Genomic DNA, 19,297 nt, shown 5'->3' with positions numbered 1-19,297 from the left:
CCGAGATTTTCGCCCGTGTTGTCCAAATTTTCATTTAACCTGTATCGGGACACGAAGTTCCAAAATAGAAGCGACCGGCTTGTTGTGATCCATGGCCGGGAAGAAACGCCATAGCTTGAACCCTTCCAGCAGAACCTGATTAAGCCTGGGATCGTCGGTTGCCTTGAGGAGTTCAACGGTCGCGCTGCCATCCGCCGCGATATGGAACCGCACCACCGCGACGGTATCAATTGCGTGTTGCCGCAACTCATCGGGGATCTGCGGCATGGGTTGAGAGATCGCGCGTGCGCCCATGGCTCCACCGCCGGGCAGTTGCGGAGCAGTATTCTGCGGGGCAACCTGAGTGGGCGGTGGGGTAATTGCCGCAGGCGGTGCCGGCGCGACGGGCGGTGGAACCTCGGGGGGCGGCACAGGCGGACGCTTTTTCTGCCTATGCTGCGCAGGTGGCGGAGGAGGCTTCACCACGGCTGGTTGGTTCACTAGTTCTTCCGGTGGCGGGGTGACTTGCTCCTGCGGAGGCGGCTCGACAGGAGCAGGCGGTGGTGGCGACAAGACCGCCGGGGGATTATCCGGCGGCAGTTCGACAATGCTGAGTTCTACGGGCTGGGGTAACCTAGGCAATGCCGGCAGACGCACCAGCAAATGCAAAAAGGTCATCAGCGACACGAACGTAACGGCGAATGCGGCCGGCAGCAGCCATGGCAAACGCCGCCAAGGCTCATCACGCGCCCATATTTCCGCCGCGATACCGTCACTCATGCTTGATAGCAATCAAAAAATGGCCCGCTCCCGCTTCACGGGCACGAAGCATCGCCTGTACAACGACTCCGTTGGGTGCGGCGCTGTCAGCCGCGACGATCACTTTTCCGTCAGGCAGGCTGGCGAGCATGGTACGTAGCGTCGGTGCCAGTGTATCCAGGGTGACGGCGGTCTCGTTAAGGAGAAGATTACCCTCGTGCGTTACTGTCAGTGTCACCGACTTGTCGGCCTGCAGCAGCGCCGCGTGACCGTGGGGCAGATCCACGGCCAGGGAATGCAAATTCTGCATCGTGAGCGAGGCAAGCATGAAGGTCGCGAGCAGGAAAAACATGACGTCGATCATCGGGATGATCTCGATGCGGCCACGCCGCCTTGTGCGAGCTTTACGAAGTTTCACGTTGTCCCCCTTCCGCGTCCAGCCGGATATGATCGATCAAACGGGTACCGAGCCGCTCCATCTCATCCATGACCTGGGCCTGGCGGTGCGAGAAGAAATTGAAAGCAAACAGCGCCAGCAGGGCGATAAACAGGCCCAGTGCGGTTGCGATTAGTGCTTCTGCGACACCGCCGGTGACGCCGGAAGGATCGACAAGACCGCTGGCGCCGAATAATTTGAAGGCACGGATCATGCCGGTGATGGTGCCGAGCAGTCCCAGCAACGGTGCGGCCGTGACAATCGTCTCCAGTACCCACAGCCACTGGCCGAGTGATTTTTGGATCTGGCTGGCCTCATCGGCGGCCCGGGATTCCACCCACCACGCCGGATGTGTCCGGTTATCCAGTATCACTCGGAAGAAGCCACCAAAATAATTGCGGGCACCAAGTCCCCTCACCCTGCTCTCCACATCAGACCAGGAGCACCCGTAGGTCTCGATAAGACTGACCAGAGCGAGGGGCAGGCGGGTGCGGAAGGCATACACAAAACCTTTCTCCAGGATGATAACGACTGCCAGCACGGCCAGCGCCAGCAGTGGATAAATCATCACTCCGCCAATCTGGAGTGTTTCCATGAAACTTTTTATCTCGGTCATTAAATGAGCCTTTCTGTCTATCTGCCGTGGAAAACTATGACTAAAAATTAAATTTCAGGCCGGCGAAGAAACCGCGTCGCGGCCCGAATTGCGGAGCCCCAACGCCGACGCCCTCGCCACTGCGGATTTCAATGACTTCGTCCAGCAGGTTGACGACGTCGAAACGCGCTTCCACCGCCGTTTTACCGCCGGTCGCGAAGCTTCGCGACACGCCCAGATTGACCTGCGTGTAGGGTGCCAGACTGGCTCCGTTCGGAACGGCGCCGTCGGTACGCAGACCACTGCCGTAAATGGAATCGATGCTGAAGCGTGTATCGTCGTGCCATAGATAAGAGGCGCCGGCAGATGCCGTGTAGGTCTGTTCATGATCGAGATGGATAAAATGATTCTGGATATAGGCCAGGTCACCCGGATCAAAGCTGAACTGACTGGAGACGATGTCGCGACCCTCCGCCGACAAGGCCGCAATATTTCCGTAAGCGGAGAAATTGTCCACTTTCAGTGCGGTGGTGAGTTCAAGACCGTATTGGCGACCCTCCTTGTAGTTGAAGGGCGTCAGGACGATGGGCGCGCCGAATTGGCCCTCGTCGATGAGATTTTTGGACTCCTTGTAAAAGCCGTCCACGCCCACATTGAGGTTCGCTCCCAGGCGTTGAGCGACGCCGACATCGAAGTAGTCGGCACGTTCTGCAAGTACCGAATCGTCTGTTAACACTTGCGGCTGGTTGGTGGTATTGATGAACTTGCTCACTGTTTCAGAACCGACCAGCTCGAAGGGCGGTGGCGTGAAATAGCGGGCATAACCGGCGTGCAATGTCGTTGTGTCCGTGGCCTGGTAAACCGCGTTGATACGGGGACTGATTTGGTCCTCATGCGTGAAGGCATCGACACGGTCGAAGCGGCCGCCAAAATTGAGTGTCAGCTTCGGCGTCATGCGCCATTCATCCTGCAGATACAGGCTGTACGTCCAACTGGTCTTGCCGCTGTTGTCCATAACGGTGATCGGTGTCGTGCTTGTCGGGTTGCCCGTATTATCAGTGGGGATGACCGACGAGGAAGTCTCCGAGGTTCCACGTTCGCGTTGTATGTTGAGGCCGGCACGCAGGGTATGGTTGGAATTGAGTTTGTAGCTGCCATCCGCCTGTAGCCCCTCAGCGACACTGCGTTTGAAGGCGTTCTGTGCGACACCGTTGAAAAGCAGGTCGCCCAGCGGATCGGGTTGAAAGGTGAGACTGCTGTAGCGTTCGTAGGCGGAGACCTGAAAATCGGTCCGGCCCGCAGATTTCAGATATGACGCAATGGCATATTGAGTCGCTTCGCGCTGGTTTTCGTTGAGTAAGGCGGAGTCGAATGCCGTGGCGCCGTTTACGTCGAGCCCAAGGGACGGCGTTTGGCCCGGAATGTTGGGGATTTGGAACTGACCTCGCTCATACCCCGCAATGAAACTGACACGACTGGTCGGGTCGAGCAGGGCCTCGAGATAGCCGAAGCCGTGACCTTGCTGGCTGTCGTCGTGGATGGGATCGGCAGCGGCGGTCGGGGATTCGATGCCGAGCCCGTTTTGCAGATAGTCGCCGGTGAAGAAGTAGTTGAATCGTCCGCTCGATCCACCATATTCCATGCTGGGCTGAATGGTGTCGCGGCTGCCGCCGTAGAGACCGATCGAGCCACCCTTGTCGTAAGCCCCGCTTTTGGTCTGGATGTCGATGATGCCGGCGGTCCGTAAACCATATTGCGCAGGCAGTGCACCAGTTATGAGCTCGACTTTGTCGGCAAAGCGCGGACTCAGCGCCTGACCGAACCCGCTGATACCCTCAGGGATGATCACGCCGTCGATGCGGTACTGAAGGTTTGCATGATCGCCGCGGACATGAAGCTGGCCGAAGGAATCCTGGGCCACGCCGGGCGCCTGCAGGATCACTTGATTCAAGGGCCGGTTCGCCCCCTGCGGCTCGCTGGCGATCGCCTGCTGCGAAATATTATAGGTGGAGGCGCCGATCCGCGGTTCGATGGCGTTGCGGGCGACGTCCAGTTGCTTCGCCGCCAGCGCCAGGTCGAGCGGCTTGGTTGACGTCATGACGATGGTTGTGCTGGCGGCTGCGGCGGCACCAACCGTCACGATTGCCGTGCCGGTCTGAAAATCCTTCTTCTCCGATACGACTGCATAGGTGCCCGGGACAATCCCTGTAAATGAAAACCGGCCCTGCGGGTCACTTGCGGTGTGGGCGATGTCCCTGCCCTCCGCGTTTTGAAGCTTGACGGTTGTATCAACAAGCGGCCTCCCGAGTGCATCGGTGACCGTGCCGATCACGGTGTTTTTATCTCCCGCCGCATGGCTGGAAGCGGGACTGAAAAGCGCGATGATCGCGGCCATGGCCACGACCAGGAATATGTTTGTGTTCATGTGCGGGCTCCATCATTCGATTGTTCCTTCTGCCAGAATTGGAAGCGCCCGGCCGCGGACTGTGGTCCGCCGTTGTAAAGGCCCAAGCGCGCCGCACCGACGCTATTCAGCGCCGGCGCGATCCGGTCGAATCAATTAATCGAACTGAGGTGGAGCCCGGGGACGGGCGGATGAGTATCTGGTCTTGCTAATGACGACAGGTGTAACGAGAGAAATCGTGACGCCTTCGGCGGCGTGAACTGGCGCAAGCACGGATAGTTGCGATGGAACGAAAGTCCCGCCCATGAGCAGCGCCAGACAGATTGAGCAACTGACTTCGTCGTCCGGATTGCCCTGCGCCGGTGCCCCGGGTGCGCCCGGCGCATTCGTGCCGCGCGCCACTGGATGAAACTCAGTGAGCGGCGACCCGAATTCGAAGGTTTTGAGATGGACGTAAGAATGCGCCGCGGACAAAACACCCTGAAACATCAAGGCGGACATTAGCAGCAAGGCCAACCAAGACCTCCGGATGTCACCCCGCCGCGCTGCGAGGGAACGCGGGGCCGCTCTGCCGGATTGGCAATGTAAACTCATACGTTTATTGTACAGCATCAGTCAATGCACATGACTTTATAAGACCATCAATGACAGCAGATTACTCGCACGGCGATCGCCGCGTCAACACCCGCCGACGCGTGCGGCTGATGCTGTTCATCACCACACTTTACATGGTGGCTGAGATAGTCGGTGGGTGGTATGCCCACTCCCTGGCATTGCTGGCAGACGCGGGACATATGTTCTCTGACATCGCCTCGCTGGCGTTGACGCTGTTCGCCATGTGGTTCGCGCAGAAGCCGGCCACTTCCAGACACACATATGGTTTTCATCGCACCGAGATCTTCGCGGCACTCGTCAACAGCACGAGTTTGCTCGTCATTGCCGTCTTCATCCTCATGGAGGCTTGGGAAAGATTTCAGACGCCGCACGCGGTCCTGGGTGTCACCGTCATGGCGGTGGCGGCCGGCGGGCTCATCATCAATCTTGTGGGGTTGAATCTCCTGGGCGAGGACGCTCACGACAACCACAACGTGCGCGGCGTATGGCTGCATGTATTGGCGGACGCCCTGGGCAGCGTGGCCGCATTGCTGGCGGGACTTGCAGCATGGGCGCGCGGCTGGACGTGGGTGGATCCGGCGGCATCCATGTTCATCAGCCTCTTGATCATTCACTCATCCTGGTCGCTGCTCAAGGAAACCGTGTTCGTGCTGATGGAGAGCGCGCCGCCTCATATCGACGTGGAACAGGTGCGGACGGCGATGGCTGGCATTCAGGGAATACAGGCCGTGCACGATTTGCACATCTGGACCATCACCAGCGGCCGGGTGTCACTCTCGGCCCATGTGCTGGTCCATCAACCCGCGGAGCAGCAGAACATCCGTCATCAACTGGCGGAACTTCTGGAACACCGGTTCGAAATCAGGCACACCACGCTCCAGATCGAAACCGACGTCGGATGCGCGCAGGGTGAAGATTGCATGATGGGGTTGTAACTTAATGGCGGTACATACCTGCACCGCGGAATTCGCGGCGTTTCCAGAGGTTCCTTATTTCATCTTTGTAAGCGCGGTGTCGGCTACATCCCCCGGTTCCCTCATGACTTACGTTGTCAACGTTGGTTCATGGCGCGCAAGCGCCCACGACACATGCTCGCGCACCAAGGCCGAGGGATGCGACAGTTTTTCGCGCAGCGCCGCGATGATGCCCTCCGTGCGCGGCGCGTTGCCCAACGCCACGGCGATGTTCCGCAGCCAGCACTCATAACCGATGCGGCGGATGGCCGATCCCTCCATATTGCGTTCAAATTCCTCTTCGCTCCAGCGGAACAGGGACAACAAGTCCGGCGCATCGAGACCGTGGCGCACGTTGAAGTCCTTTTCTGCGGACAATTTGGCGAAACGATTCCACGGGCAAATCAACTGGCAGTCATCGCAACCATAAATGCGGTTGCCGATCAGCGGTCGCAGGGATTCCGGAATCGATCCGCGCAGCTCGATGGTGAGATAGGAAATGCAGCGGCGGGCGTCGACCTGATAGGGCGCAACGATGGCCTGCGTGGGGCACACGTCAAGACATGCCTTGCAGTCGCCGCAGTGCTCCGTCGCCTGCGCGGGATCGGCGGGCAGTGGCAGATCGGTGTATATCTCGCCGAGGAAAAACCATGAACCTGCCTCGCGATTGATGAGATTGGTGTGCTTGCCGATCCAGCCCAGGCCCGCGTTGCGCGCCAGCGCCTTTTCCAGCACCGGTGCGCTGTCGACATACACGCGGTAACCATGGTCACCCACCCGTCCCGTGACGCGATCGGCGAGCTTCTGCAACCGCCGGCGCAGCAGCTTGTGATAATCGCGCCCCAGCGCGTAACGCGACACGTAGGCGGCCGACGGCGTGCGCAGCGTGGACCACGCGTCACGGGCCGGCGGCCAGTAATCCATGCGCGCCGTGATCACGCGCAGCGTGCCGGGCCGCAGCATCTCCGGGCGGCTGCGCTTCACGCCATGCCGCTGCATGTAGCGCATCTCGCCGTGAAAACCGCGATCGAGCCAATCTTGCAGATGGGCCTCGTCCTCTTCGAGATGGATGTCGGCGATGCCCACCCGCTGGAAACCCAACGCCTGTCCCCACGCCTTGATGTCCCGCGCCAGCTCCCGCCAGCGCGAGTCGTCTCCCAAACACATCGACTGTTCACTCATGGGCATGCGCGCTTCGCGAACCCGGCCGGACTAGAATCAGCAGCACCAGCACGGAGATCAATGTGCCGGCCGCAGCGGTGAGCAGCGCCGCGCGCGGCGAGACGTGCTCCCACAGCCAGCCCAGCGCGGCGACTCCGGGCAGCACCAGCAGACCGCAAGTCAGATGGTATAAACCGAAGACGGTGCCACGCAGTTTTTCCGGGGCGTTGTCGCCGATCAGGGCCCGCTCCGCCGCCTCGGTGCTGGCCAGCGCGCCGGCATAGAACAAAAACAGGGCCCACGTTACGCCGGTACCCTGCAGTCCCGTGGCAATCAGCAACAACACGATGACCCGCACGCCCCAGCCCGCGATCATCACCGGCAGCCGGCCGCGGCGGTCCGACCACACCCCGGCCAGATAGGCCGATGTCACCTTGACCACGTGCGCCAGCGACCACAACAAGGCCACGGTCATCGGCGTCATGCCGCCCTGCGCCGCCCACAAGATCAGAAACGCCTCCGGCAGGGTACTGAGCGTCAGCGCAACGGCGGCAAAGATCAGGGCCTTGAGGCGCGCATCCAGCATGCGCCAGGACAGGACGGGCGGCGAGTGATTCCGCGCGATCGGCGGCGCGGCCGGCAGCCCCCACAATAACATCAGCAACACCAGGACGCCGGGTGCCGCGGAAAACAGGAATACGTGCTGCATGGGCAGCCCGGCGTTGAGCAACGGCAGTGCCAGCAACGGCCCCAAGATGGCGCCGCAATGATCCATCGCCCGGTGCAGGCCGAAGGCGCGCCCGCGATCCCCCGTCGCGACGCCGGCGGTCAGAATGACGTCACGCGGCGCGGTGCGCAGGCCCTTGCCGGCGCGATCCAGAAAGCGCAGGCCCAGCACCGTGCCCCACGCCGGCGCCAGGCCGATGAGCGGCCGCGAGAGGTTGGAAAGCAGATAGCCGCCGATGACGAGAGGACGGTGCGCACCGGTGCGATCGGCAATCCAGCCAGAAACCAGTTTGATCAGGCTGGAGGCGGCCTCCGCCGTGCCTTCGACCAGCGCGACGGCAGTCGCGCCGCCGCCCATCTGCGTCGTGAGCAGGAGCGGCAGCAGCGGCGTGATCATTTCGCTCGCGGCGTCGTTCAGCAGGGAAACCGCGCCCAGGAGCCATACGATGGGCGGCAAACGTGATGATGCGTGTCGATGCGCGTCAGGACTCATCTGAAAAATTCCCGCCGTTCGCTGGCGGTGGCGCCGATTCAGGGCCGCGCGGCTCGGGTAATGGCCTCGAATAATTTGCGATTGCGTTTGCGCGCAAACTGATCGTAATGTTCCGCGAGGTGGGCGCGCGCGCGATCCCGCCGTTTTCGCAACCATTTCGCCCATCGTACCATGATGGGGTAGAGTGCCACCCTGCCCTCCGCCGTCAACCTTACGCGCAGTTCGCGCACGATGTCCTGCTGGATCGCGAAATCGCAGATATCGCCCAGATTGTCCTGAAGGTTCTTGAGGTTTTTGATCAGGACTGCAAAGCGATCCTTGCCACACAATCCCTTGAACGCCTCCAGTAGATAACGCAGTTCCTTGCAGGCCTTGCGCAATTCATGCAACCGTTCAATGGAGCCGCGCCGTCGCAAGCCGTCGCCTATTTTTATGACGTTGGAGAAGGCCGTTTTCAACGCCGAATCGGCGATCACCTTGGCGCTCCCGCCATGGGTCATGTCGCGGGTTGCCCGGGCCAGTAACGATCGCCACGCCGTTTTGAATCTCCGGTACCAGGGGCTGCGCATGAGTCGCACCAGGCGGCTGTAAGCCAGATGGCGGCGGCGCAGCAGCAGGATGCGCATGGGTTCCAGCACGGCGGGGGCTGCCCGCAATCGTCCCGTCTGCGCCTTCCACTGCGAAAGAAATACATCCAGATCGCGCAGTTCGCCGGTGGATTTGGCGAGCCTGGAGAAATCTTCACGGAAACGCCGGTGTGATTCCCGACCGAAGATCTGGCCCGTGAACTTCAGCAGGGTGCGCGTGCGGCGTATGGCCACGCGAAAATCGTGGAGGGCTTCGATATCGGTGTCTTCCAGGACCCCCACCTCGTTGGAGGCAATGGCTTGACGGTAGTCCTCCAGTATCCGCGCCACGGCAGACCTCGCCGTTGGGGCGGATGAAAGTTCGGACGGGTGCGGAACAGCGCTCATGCGCACATCTTCTTTGAAATACCGGCGCAAGCCGGTTTTTGTGGTTCATCTTATCAAATCCGACCGGAATGCTGGTGGCGGCGCCGTTTACAGGCATTCGGTGGCGTAATCAGCCAGACGGGAGCGCTCGCCGCGCATGAGAATGATGTGGCCGCTGTGCGGCCAGCCCTTGAAACGATCCACCACGTAGGTCAGGCCGGAGGTGGTCTCGGAGAGATAAGGCGTGTCGATCTGGCCGATGTTGCCGATGGCGAGAATCTTGGTGCCCGGTCCGGCGCGGGTGATGAGCGTCTTCATCTGCTTGCTGGTCAGGTTCTGCGCCTCGTCCAGGATGATGTAGCGGTTGAGGAAGGTGCGCCCGCGCATGAAGTTGACCGATCGGATCTTGATGCGCTTGGAGAGCAGGTCGGCCGTCGCCGCCCGCCCCCATTCCCCACCGACCTCGGTCTGCGTCAACACCTCCAGGTTGTCCAACAGCGCGCCCATCCACGGCGTCATCTTCTCCTCCTCGGTGCCGGGCAGGAAACCAATGTCCTCGCCCACCGGAATGGTGACGCGCGTCATGATGATCTCGCGGTAGCGTTTGATCTCCATGGTCTGCATCAGGCCGGCCGCGAGCGCGAGCAGCGTCTTGCCGGTGCCCGCCGTGCCCAGCACCGAGACGAAATCGATCTCCGGATCCATGAGGAAATTGAGCACGAAATTCTGCTCGCGATTGCGGGCCGTGATGCCCCAGACCGCGTTGTGCGTGGTGCGGTAGTCGATCACGCGTTCTATCACCGCGCGTTCGCCCTCGATGCGACGGACGATGGCCTCGATCCCCCCCTCGCCCGGCACGTACAGGCACTGGCTGGGGCAGAGCTTTTGCACCAGCGGGCCGCGGATGGCGTAAAAGGTGCGGTTGCCCTCCTGCCAGCACTCCAGTTTCTCGCCGTGCTGCTCCCAGAAATCCGCCGGCAGCGCCTCGATGCCGCTGTAGAGCAGGCTGACGTCATCCAGCACCTTGTCGTTGTAATAATCCTCTGCGGTGATGCCGAGCACCCGCGCCTTGATGCGCAGGTTGATGTCCTTGGAGACGAGGCAGACGTGCTTGTCCTTGTGGATGTTCTGCAGCGCGATGACCGTGCCCAGGATGGTGTTGTCGGGGCGGCTGCCCGGCAGCGGCACGGGCAGGTCTCCGGGCAGGGAATGCGTCTGCAGGAACAGGTGTCCGGAGGGCAGCTTGCCGTGGAAACCGTTGCGCGGGCTGGGCAGCGGCAGTCCTCGCTCAATGGCCGCCTTGTCGGCGGTGCCGATCAGATCATCCAGAAAACGGCTGACCTGGCGGGCGTTGCGCGCCACCTCCGAGCTGCCCTTCTTGGCGTGGTCCAACTCCTCCAGCACCGCCATCGGCACATAGATGTCGTGTTCCTGAAAACGGAACAGCGACGCCGGATCGTGCACCAGCACGTTGGTGTCGAGCACAAACAACCGCGGGGAATCCGGTACGGTCACTCGGTCCTACAGCGCCTTGACCGCCGCCAGCACTTCGTCGACGTGTCCGTTGACCTTGACCTTGCGCCACTCCTGCCGAAGCACGCCGGCACCATCGATCAGGAAGGTGCTGCGTTCCACGCCCATCACCTTCCTGCCGTACATGTTCTTTTCCTTGATGACATCGAACAGCCTGCAGAGTTTCTCATCCGGATCGGAAAGCAGTTCAAACGGGAAGCACTGTCCGCCTTTGAACTTGTCATGCGACTTCAGGCTGTCGCGCGATACGCCGAGGATGACCGTTTTCAGTTTCTTGAATTGATCGTGACGATCGCGGAAATCCTGGCCCTCAAGCGTGCAGCCTGGCGTATCATCCTTGGGATAGAAGTACAACACCACTTTTTTGCCCTTGAGACCGGACAGCTTCACGGGCCGGCCGCCGGTGGCTTCAGCTTCGAAATCAGGCACCGGCTTGCCAATGGTGATTTTTGAGGAGTTCTTGGACATCAGAAATCTTTAATTATTGTTTATTTCACCGGCTCCAGGATGGAATCCAGATTGAGCCGGTCGCAGAACTCCATGAACTCGCCGCGCAGGGCCGCGATTGAGGTGTTGGATGGCATGCTGATGGTCATGTGCAGCGAGAACATCGACGCGCCGGTATGCGCGGCGGCATAGCCGCTGGTGTACATGTCCTCGATGTTGATGTTGCGCGAGGAAAAAAAGCTCGCAATCTCGAAGACGATGCCTGGATGATCGTAGGAGACGACCTCCACGGCGTAGGGGATCATGTTGGTGCCGCCCTTGCGCGCCTCTGTGCGCTTGAGCGACACAGTCAGGCCCAGGCTGTCGCGCAACCGCGGCAGGGCATTCTCGATCTTGGCGATCACGTCCCAGGTGCCGGACAGCAGCATGATGAGCGAAAACTCGCAGCCCAGGACGGTCATGCGGCTGTCGGCGATGCTGCCGCCGCAATCGCGCACCACCTTGGAAATGGCATCCAGCAAACCGGGCCGGTTGGTGCCAACGGCGGCCAGCACCAGAAAATTCTGCACCGGCACAGAGGCGGTGGGGGGGTGGGAATTCATGTTATTCAAGACATGGTTATTCTGCATGTTTTCGGCCTCCGGCGGCAAGCCTGACCTTGTGGCGCCGAACGTGGTTGTTTTAAGTCAGTTGGGTCAGTACCATACCGCGCCAAGATCGAGGGCGAAGACGCTTGAAAATGTTTGAAGGCAGCATGGTGGCCATCGTGACGCCGATGCGTGCGGGGGTGGCCCCGGAAACGCCGCTTGACCTCGACGCGCTGCGGCGCCTGATCGACTGGCACATCGCCGAGGGCACCGATGCCATCGTCGCCGTCGGCACCACCGGCGAATCCGCCACGCTCGACATGGAGGAGCACGTCGAGGTCATCCGCCAAACCATCAAGCACGTGCGCGGCCGCGTTCCGGTCATCGCCGGCACCGGCGCCAATTCGACCACCGAGGCCATCGAATTGACGGAGGCGGCGAAAACGGCGGGGGCGGACGCCTGCCTGCTGGTCACTCCGTACTACAACAAGCCGACGCAGGAGGGTTTGTACCAGCATCACAAGATCATTGCCGAGCGCGTGGCCATCCCCCAGATTCTCTACAATGTGCCCGGTCGCACTGCGTGTGACATGCAGCCGGAGACGGTGGCGCGGCTCGCCAGGGTGCCGAACATCATCGGCATCAAGGAGGCCACCGGTGACATGGGTCGCCTCGACAGGATCCGCTCGTCGTGCGGCGATAAATTCCTGCTGTTCAGCGGCGATGACGCCACGGCAACGGAATTCATGCTGCGCGGCGGCCATGGCGTCATCTCGGTGACCGCCAACGTGGCGCCCAAGGCCATGCATGAACTCTGCGTGCAGGCAAGGCGGGGGGATCGCGGGCAGGCGACGCACACCGACACGCGGCTGGCGGGCCTGCACAAGGAATTATTCTGCGAGGCCAACCCCATCCCGACCAAGTGGGCCCTTGAGCAGATGGGCAGGATCGAGGCCGGCATACGCCTGCCGCTCACATGGCTGTCCGCCGCCTGCCACGAACGCGTGCGCCGGGCCATGGAACAAGCCGGGGTGGCCAAAGTCTGATGATAAACTTCCACCGGTTGCCATATCCGCACGAGTGGTGTATTCAGAACTGGTTCATTCAAACCAATTTCGCGGGGTGATGCTGCACATGTTCCGTTATCTGTTGTTGATTGCTGTGACGCTGAGCGTCGTCGGTTGCAAGTATGTGCCGAAACTTGATCAGGTGCTGCCCGACAAACGTTCGGAGTACAAGAAAAGCTCGACCCTGCCGGATTTGGAAGTGCCGCCGGATCTGTCCACAGAAGCCATACACGACAAGATGGCCGTGCCCGACGAGGGCAGCGCCACCTTCTCGACCTATCAGGAACGCGTTGCCGCCCGCAAGAAACAGCGCGAGGCCGGTGGCGGCGTGGAAAACGCCGTGACCGCCCTGAGCGGCGAGCAGGTCATTGTCGCCGAGGGCGATGTACCCACGGTGTGGGAGAAACTGCACGCCTTCTGGAAGGAGAAGGGCTACGCCCTCAACCTCGACGATCAGGAATATGGCGTGCAGGAGACTGAATGGCGTGAGGATAAAACCAATTTGACGCGTGATCGCTTCAAGGTCTTCGTCGAGGCCGGCGAGAAGGCCGGCACCACCACGCTCTATTTCTCGCACGAAGGCGAAGAGCAAAAACCCGATGGTGAAAAGCTGGCGTGGCAACCCAGAGGCCGCGATGAGTCGCTCGAAGGCCGCATGGTTGCGGAAATCAAGCGATCCCTCGGCATTGAGACCAATGAACTGGTTGCCTCCCGGACTGACGCCGACGCTGCGCCAACCCCCGCCGCGCCTGCGGCATCCTCGGCGGCGGCCGGTGACGACGGAAAAACCTGGCGCAACCCCGACGCCGCCGCGGCGGCATCGGATCACGAAGCCGGCACCGCCGCCGCACCCGAGGCCGCCCCCCAAACCGGCGCTATCTCGGCCATGAACCCGCGCGCCGCCATCGTCAATAACGGCGGCGGCCGCATGCTGCTGGCCCTGCAGGAGGAATTTGCAGATGCCTGGACCAGCACCGGCACCGCCCTGTCCAGGGCCGGCGTGACGGTCGACGAGATGGACAAACCGCGCGGCATCTATCATGTCCGCTACGCCAGTCCGGAGCCCCATGAGAAAAAGGGCATGCTGTCCAAACTAAAATTCTGGGACAAGGGGCCGAAGGAGCAGCAATTCCAGATCAGCCTGACCGGCGTGGGCAAAAAAACCGAGATCGTCGTATTGGATAACACCGGCAAATGGGATGTCAGCGACGGCGCATATAAGATTCTGAATCTGCTGCAAACCGAACTTAACAAATCCACCTAATCCTTGAAATTCGCATCCATAGGTAGCGGCAGCAAAGGCAACGGTACGGTAGTGCAGGTCGACGGTACGCGGCTTCTCGTTGATTGCGGTTTTTCAGTCAGGGAAACCACTGTCCGTTTAAATTCTCTCGGACTTGCGCCGGCCGATCTGACCGCCGTCGTGGTCACTCACGAACACGATGATCATATCGACGGCGTCGGCGCGCTGGCGCGCAAATTCGCCCTGCCCGTCTGGCTGACCGCCGGTACCCTGCATGCCGCCGGGGAAAAACTCGAAGGCGTGCAGGCGATTCATGTTTTCTCCCATCACGAATCCTTCGACGTCGGCGACGTGCAGGTCACGCCGGTGGTCGTCCCGCACGACGCCCGCGAACCGGCGCAATTCATCTTCAGCGACGGCGGCCACCGGCTCGGACTGCTGACCGATACCGGCAGCATCACGGCGCACATCCGGCAACTGTTCGATGGTCTGGATGCGATCCTGCTTGAATTCAATCATGACGAAGCCGCGTTGCTGACCGGTCCCTATCCGGAACCGCTCAAACAACGCATCGCGAGTGACTTGGGCCACTTGAGCAACGCCCAGGCCGCCGGTCTGCTCACCGCGATCAATACCAGCCGCCTGCAACATTTGATCGCCATGCATTTGAGCCAGCAAAACAACACGCCGATATGGGCGTGTACCGCCGCCGCGGCGGCGTGCAACTGCAAGCTGGATTGGATTGGCATTGCTGATCAACAAAAAGGTTTTCCTTGGCGGGAATTACTGTAGAACCCGATTTGCCGATTACACCGGCGCTGCCGGAAATTTTGCGGGCGCTGGCGGAGCATTCCGTGGTCATCGTTCAGGCGCCGCCCGGCGCCGGAAAAAGCACCGTCCTGCCGCTGGCACTGCTGAAGGCGGAGTGGCTCAAGACTGGAAAACTCCTCATGCTGGAACCGCGCCGGCTGGCGGCGCGCGCCGTGGCCCAACGCATGGCCGCCAATCTCGGCGAACGCACCGGCGAGACCGTCGGCTACCGCACCCGGCTTGAGCAGCGCGTCGGGCCCAACACGCGCATTGAGGTCATCACTGAAGGGATACTCGCGCGGATGCTGCAATCCGATCCGGCGCTGGAAGGCGTTGCGGGCGTGTTGTTTGATGAATTTCATGAGCGCAGCCTGCACGCGGACCTGGGCTGGGCATTGTGCGACGACATGCGTCGTACACTGCGTGAAGATTTGCGCGTGCTCATCATGTCCGCCACGCTGGATATCGAAGGACTCACGCGTGCGTTGCCCGAGGCGCCGGTCATCGCGGTCGAGGGTGCGATTCATCCAGTGGAAACGCGTTATATTCCACGCACGCCGGGCAAAAACGTGGAAGACGATGTCGCCGTAATTGCGAGGCGGGCGCTCCGTGAAGACACGGGCGACCTGCTGGTCTTTCTGCCGGGTGCCGCCGAGATCCGCCGCACGCGGGAGCGACTCGGTGGTTTGGACGACAACATCGAAGTGCTTCCGCTCTACGGCGATCTGACGCAGGCAGAGCAGGATCGCGCGCTCACGCCCTCGACAGGAGACCGGCGCAAGGTGGTGCTGGCAACCAGCATCGCCGAGACCAGTCTTACCCTCGAAGGCATTCATGTGGTTATCGACGCCGGCCTGATGCGGCGTGCGCAATTCGATCCCAACACAGGCATGAGCCGTCTGGTAACTACGCGCGTCTCGCGCGCGGCGGCCAATCAGCGTCGCGGGCGCGCCGGGCGTCTCGGCCCGGGAATTTGCTACCGTTTGTGGACGGAACATGCCGGGCAGAATTTCATGGCCCACACACCGCCGGAGATACTCGAAGCGGACCTGTGCCCACTGGCACTCGAGCTGGCGAACTGGGGCGTTACTGATCCCGCATCGCTTGATTGGATCACAGCGCCACCGGAGGCCGCCTATGCGCAAGCCCGCGATCTGCTGCGCAGATTGGGCGCAATCGATGACGCCGGACGCATCACGCCGCATGGCCGGGAGATGAGCCGGCTTGGCCTTCATCCGCGCCTGGCGCACATGCTGGAACGCGCCAAGGCGCTCAAACTGCAGCCGCTGGCATTGTCACTGGCGGCGATATTGAGTGAGCGAGATGTCCTGAAACCGATCAGCGCCCGGCGATCCGCGGACATCCATGTGCGGCTGGAGGCGCTGGCCGCCAGTCGCTCGCCACAACCAGCGTATTACACGCTGGATCGCGGCGCCTGCGAGCGTGTCGAGCAACTGGTAAGCCGTTGGCGGCAGGAACTAGGCCTGCCAAACAGGCGCGAAGATTTGCGCTTCGATCCGAAACAAACGGACATGGCGGGGCTGCTGCTGGCGCATGCCTACCCCGACCGCATCGCCCGGCGCCGGGCGCCGCAAGGCGGCACATATGTACTAAGCAACGGCCGTGGCGCCGTGCTGCCCGCGGACGATGCGTTGGGTAAGGAAGAATTTCTGGTCGCCGCCGAGTTGGATTCCGGCGGGCAGGAGGCGCGTATTTATCTCGCTGCGCCGATCTCGCAGCAGCAGATCGAGCAGGAGTTTAAAGCGGACTGCCGCAGCAGTGATGAAGTGTATTGGGACGCCCGTACTCAAGCCGTACTCGCGCGTCGGCGTAAGAAGTTGTTCGAACTTACGCTGACAGAGAATACCATCCCGATCCCAGCTGATGCAGGCGGCGCGGCAATGATCGAGGGCATCCGCGCCCTCGGACTCGACTGTCTGCCTTGGGACCGCGAGACGCGCAACTGGCAGGCGCGCGTGCAGTTATTTAAACGTCTGAAGCTGCCGGAGGCACGGGATTGGCCGGACGTTTCGGATGCGACGCTGCTTGTCCGGTTGGAGGAATGGCTGGCGCCCTTTCTGTCCGGCATCAGCCGTCGCGATCAACTGGGCAAGCTCGATCTTGGCAAGGCACTCGCCAGCCAGCTAACATGGGCACAGCAAAAACAACTGGACACGCTGGCACCCACGCATATCGCCGTGCCGAGCGGCTCGCGCGTCGCGCTCGATTATTGCAGCGGCGAGCAGCCTGTGCTGGCCGTCAAGCTGCAGGAGATCTTCGGCCTGCATGAAACGCCGCGTGTCGCCGGCGGTCACGTGCCCGTGGTCATGACACTGCTTTCGCCCGCCCGGCGGCCCGTTCAGACGACGCAGGATTTGGCAAGTTTCTGGAGGAACGGCTATCCTGAAATCAGGAAGGAATTGAAGGGCCGCTATCCCAAGCATTACTGGCCCGACGATCCTTACACCGCCGTCCCGACGCGCCGTGTCCGCCCCTCGCGGAAATAGACGTCAAGCGTCATTTAACGGACAATCTTTGGCGCGCTGGGTGACGATGCGAAGCATTATCAAGTCCGCGCCGTGAAACTCGCCGTGGAGGAGTCGAAATCATGAAAGAAAGTGCAAGGTACGCGAAGATCGTCGAATGGTCGGAAGAAGACCAATGCTTTGTCGGGAGCTCACCGGGGCTCATTTACGGTGGCTGCCACGGAACGGATGAGAAAGCCGTATTCGAGCAGTTGTGTCAGGTCGTGGAGGAAGCCATCGCGCTTTATCACAAGGATGGGAAGCCCCTGCCGCCACCGACGTCAGGCCGTGACTTCGCCAATAAAATGCAGAACGTTGCCTAAGGACAATGTTGATTACGAACAGTCCGTCATTCCGGCACACGCCGGAATCCAGTAAAAACAACCTTCCACTGGATGCCGGTTTTCACCGGCATGACGAGAAATAGCTTCCATGAACATCTACGATTTCGACGTCATAACCATAGACGGGCAAACACAGAAACTCGACGCCTACCGTGGCCGCGTATTGTTAATCGTCAATGTCGCCAGCAAATGCGGCTACACGCCCCAGTACTCCGGTCTCGAAGCCCTCTACCAGAAGAATAAGGACAAGGGGTTTGCCGTCCTGGGTTTCCCTTGCGATCAATTCGGCCATCAGGAGCCGGGCAACGAGACGGAGATCAAACGCTTCTGCACGCAAAACTACAACGTCAGCTTTCCGATGTTCTCCAAGATCGAAGTCAACGGCGACAACACGCATCCGCTCTACAAATACCTTAAATTAGAAAAGAAGGGGCTGCTTGGCACCGAGTCCATCAAGTGGAACTTCACAAAATTTCTGATAAACAAGGACGGCGCAGCAGTAAAGCGCTACGCGCCAGGTGATACCCCTGACAGCATCGAGAAAGACATAGTGCAGCTACTGGGCTAGAAATTGGTAACGTTTGTCTAGCATTCATGATTCTTTAGATAATATCTGATTCATCTAATTGAGTTGGTCAATGCAATACATATGATCATCCAAAAATCACGGCTGAATTTGACTAAACTGCGACAGATTCCTGAGAAGGAGCGCGCATTATTTGTGTTGCTTGGCCACGTAGTTAATGAAGTGAATGTGCTTAACAAGACTTTCTACTTATGCACACAATTTCAAGATGAACCGAAGTGGCGTTCACATGCTCACACAAGCCAAGCTCTTGTCTTCGCAAGACTGCTCATTGGGAAGTTATATGAGGGGTGGAACTTGTTGCGTAAAGGATATTTTGAGTCGCAAATATCAAAAATATACGATGAAAAACTGCATCCAGAAGCCTCAAAAGCCCCAGATGATCTCAAAAAGTATTTTGGACGAGAAAATTTAATAGAAACAATCAGAAACAATTTCTCATTTCATTATTCTCTTCCAGACGCTCTTATAGGCTTAGGCCAGGCAATAACTGAGGAAGAGTTGCTAATATACTTAGCAGAAAATAACGGCAATACGCTCTATTACTTCTCAGAGATTGTCATCAATGCTGCTCTCCTAGAGGCGGTTGTAGAAGGAGATCCCAAGAAAGCATTAGAACGGTTGATGGATGAAAGCGCAAAAGTGGTTAACTGGTTTAACGAATTGGCCAGTGGAATTATGGTTCACGTTATAGAAACATATCTGCTCGAAACCGACAAAAATTTAGTACTAGAACCGGTTGATTTAGGTTCAGTTCCAGTAGCCGAGCAGATTGAAATTCCATATTTCTTTACATCAACTCTGTCCAAAAGTCGGCCTTTGTAAGTCACGCCAATGCCTTCATTACTGGTTAGCGACGTTTTTTGATAAATTTTTTGAGACGCTTGCGCTTGGCGACTTGGCGCGGTGTCAGCACATTTTTCTTTTGCTTGTAGGGATTCTCGCCGGTGCGGAATTCGAGTTTCAACGGCGTACCCTCGATCTTGAGCAGTTTCCGGAATTCATTCTCCAGATAGCGGCGATAGGCGTTGGGCACGGACTCGGTCTGGTTGCCGTGGATCACGATGCGCGGCGGGTTGTG

Annotated in this window: 20 protein-coding genes; 8 read left to right on the top strand and 12 right to left on the bottom strand. The window is 59.9% G+C overall.

The features are described 5' to 3' along the window. Window positions 1-30 precede the first annotated feature (30 nt). From VMH34_01330 to VMH34_01310, 5 genes are all read right to left on the bottom strand, one after another. Window positions 31-759: an energy transducer TonB gene (locus tag VMH34_01330; GenBank protein HTT07424.1), complete on the bottom strand. Its 729-nt coding sequence runs from the start codon at window positions 757-759 to the stop codon at window positions 31-33. Continuing rightward, on the bottom strand, window positions 752-1,156 hold the full coding sequence (locus tag VMH34_01325) for a biopolymer transporter ExbD (GenBank protein HTT07423.1): 405 nt from the start codon (window positions 1,154-1,156) through the stop codon (window positions 752-754). The genes VMH34_01330 and VMH34_01325 overlap by 8 nt, the downstream gene beginning before the upstream one ends. Continuing rightward, window positions 1,143-1,790: a MotA/TolQ/ExbB proton channel family protein gene (locus VMH34_01320; GenBank protein HTT07422.1), complete on the bottom strand. Its 648-nt coding sequence runs from the start codon at window positions 1,788-1,790 to the stop codon at window positions 1,143-1,145. The genes VMH34_01325 and VMH34_01320 overlap by 14 nt, the downstream gene beginning before the upstream one ends. 40 nt (window positions 1,791-1,830) lie before the next feature. Further along, a complete protein-coding gene (locus VMH34_01315) occupies window positions 1,831-4,194 on the bottom strand; it encodes a TonB-dependent receptor (GenBank protein HTT07421.1) in 2,364 nt (787 codons plus the stop codon). A gap of 135 nt (window positions 4,195-4,329) precedes the next feature. Continuing rightward, on the bottom strand, window positions 4,330-4,767 hold the full coding sequence (locus tag VMH34_01310) for a DUF2946 family protein (protein ID HTT07420.1): 438 nt from the start codon (window positions 4,765-4,767) through the stop codon (window positions 4,330-4,332). A 50-nt stretch (window positions 4,768-4,817) separates the two neighbouring features. Between VMH34_01310 and VMH34_01305 the strand changes: the two genes are divergently transcribed. Next, the gene (locus VMH34_01305) at window positions 4,818-5,723 is read left to right on the top strand and encodes a cation diffusion facilitator family transporter (protein HTT07419.1); all 906 of its coding nucleotides are present in this window, start codon (window positions 4,818-4,820) and stop codon (window positions 5,721-5,723) included. Between the two features lie 108 nt (window positions 5,724-5,831). Here VMH34_01305 and queG read toward each other — a convergent pair whose 3' ends face one another. The 6 genes from queG to VMH34_01275 all read right to left on the bottom strand — a co-directional run bounded on the left by queG (window position 5,832) and on the right by VMH34_01275 (window position 11,656). After that, window positions 5,832-6,929 carry a tRNA epoxyqueuosine(34) reductase QueG gene (gene queG, locus VMH34_01300; protein ID HTT07418.1) on the bottom strand — a complete coding sequence of 366 codons (1,098 nt, stop codon included), beginning with the start codon at window positions 6,927-6,929 and terminating at the stop codon, window positions 5,832-5,834. Next, the gene (locus VMH34_01295) at window positions 6,916-8,121 is read right to left on the bottom strand and encodes an MFS transporter (protein ID HTT07417.1); all 1,206 of its coding nucleotides are present in this window, start codon (window positions 8,119-8,121) and stop codon (window positions 6,916-6,918) included. Before VMH34_01295 ends, queG begins: the two co-directional genes overlap by 14 nt. A gap of 38 nt (window positions 8,122-8,159) precedes the next feature. Continuing rightward, window positions 8,160-9,038 carry a CHAD domain-containing protein gene (locus VMH34_01290; GenBank protein HTT07416.1) on the bottom strand — a complete coding sequence of 293 codons (879 nt, stop codon included), beginning with the start codon at window positions 9,036-9,038 and terminating at the stop codon, window positions 8,160-8,162. Window positions 9,039-9,182: 144 nt separating this feature from the next. Next, window positions 9,183-10,589 (bottom strand): PhoH family protein, encoded by a 1,407-nt coding sequence (locus tag VMH34_01285; protein HTT07415.1) that lies wholly within the window; start codon window positions 10,587-10,589, stop codon window positions 9,183-9,185. A gap of 6 nt (window positions 10,590-10,595) precedes the next feature. Next, a complete protein-coding gene (locus tag VMH34_01280; protein HTT07414.1) occupies window positions 10,596-11,075 on the bottom strand; it encodes a peroxiredoxin in 480 nt (159 codons plus the stop codon). Window positions 11,076-11,095: 20 nt separating this feature from the next. Further along, entirely contained in the window at window positions 11,096-11,656 is a 561-nt protein-coding gene (locus tag VMH34_01275; protein HTT07413.1) for a glycine cleavage system protein R, read from the bottom strand. Window positions 11,657-11,793: 137 nt separating this feature from the next. Here VMH34_01275 and dapA point away from each other — a divergent pair, with 137 nt between their 5' ends. From dapA to VMH34_01240, 7 genes are all read left to right on the top strand, one after another. Beyond that, a complete protein-coding gene (gene dapA, locus VMH34_01270; GenBank protein HTT07412.1) occupies window positions 11,794-12,687 on the top strand; it encodes a 4-hydroxy-tetrahydrodipicolinate synthase in 894 nt (297 codons plus the stop codon). Window positions 12,688-12,766: 79 nt separating this feature from the next. Then, a complete protein-coding gene (gene bamC / locus VMH34_01265) occupies window positions 12,767-13,972 on the top strand; it encodes an outer membrane protein assembly factor BamC (protein ID HTT07411.1) in 1,206 nt (401 codons plus the stop codon). A 3-nt stretch (window positions 13,973-13,975) separates the two neighbouring features. Further along, window positions 13,976-14,743: an MBL fold metallo-hydrolase gene (locus VMH34_01260; protein ID HTT07410.1), complete on the top strand. Its 768-nt coding sequence runs from the start codon at window positions 13,976-13,978 to the stop codon at window positions 14,741-14,743. Window positions 14,744-14,751: 8 nt separating this feature from the next. Further along, window positions 14,752-17,268, top strand: a complete 2,517-nt coding sequence (gene hrpB / locus VMH34_01255; protein ID HTT07409.1) for an ATP-dependent helicase HrpB — start codon at window positions 14,752-14,754, stop codon at window positions 17,266-17,268. Window positions 17,269-17,369: 101 nt separating this feature from the next. Continuing rightward, the gene (locus tag VMH34_01250; GenBank protein HTT07408.1) at window positions 17,370-17,609 is read left to right on the top strand and encodes a hypothetical protein; all 240 of its coding nucleotides are present in this window, start codon (window positions 17,370-17,372) and stop codon (window positions 17,607-17,609) included. 109 nt (window positions 17,610-17,718) lie between these two features. Further along, window positions 17,719-18,198, top strand: coding sequence for a glutathione peroxidase (locus VMH34_01245; GenBank protein HTT07407.1), 480 nt, complete (start codon window positions 17,719-17,721; stop codon window positions 18,196-18,198). A gap of 81 nt (window positions 18,199-18,279) precedes the next feature. Then, a complete protein-coding gene (locus VMH34_01240; GenBank protein ID HTT07406.1) occupies window positions 18,280-19,041 on the top strand; it encodes a hypothetical protein in 762 nt (253 codons plus the stop codon). Window positions 19,042-19,066: 25 nt separating this feature from the next. Here VMH34_01240 and VMH34_01235 read toward each other — a convergent pair. Continuing rightward, window positions 19,067-19,297: ribosome biogenesis GTPase Der (locus VMH34_01235; protein ID HTT07405.1), on the bottom strand; the 231-nt coding region annotated here is incomplete at its 5' end.

The sequence above is a fragment of the Gammaproteobacteria bacterium genome (genome assembly GCA_035501935.1).
Classification (GTDB): Bacteria; Pseudomonadota; Gammaproteobacteria; order JAJPIJ01; family JAJPIJ01; genus JAJPIJ01.
Note: the sequence above shows the minus strand (reverse complement) of the source record. Positions and strands in the feature narration are given on the sequence as shown.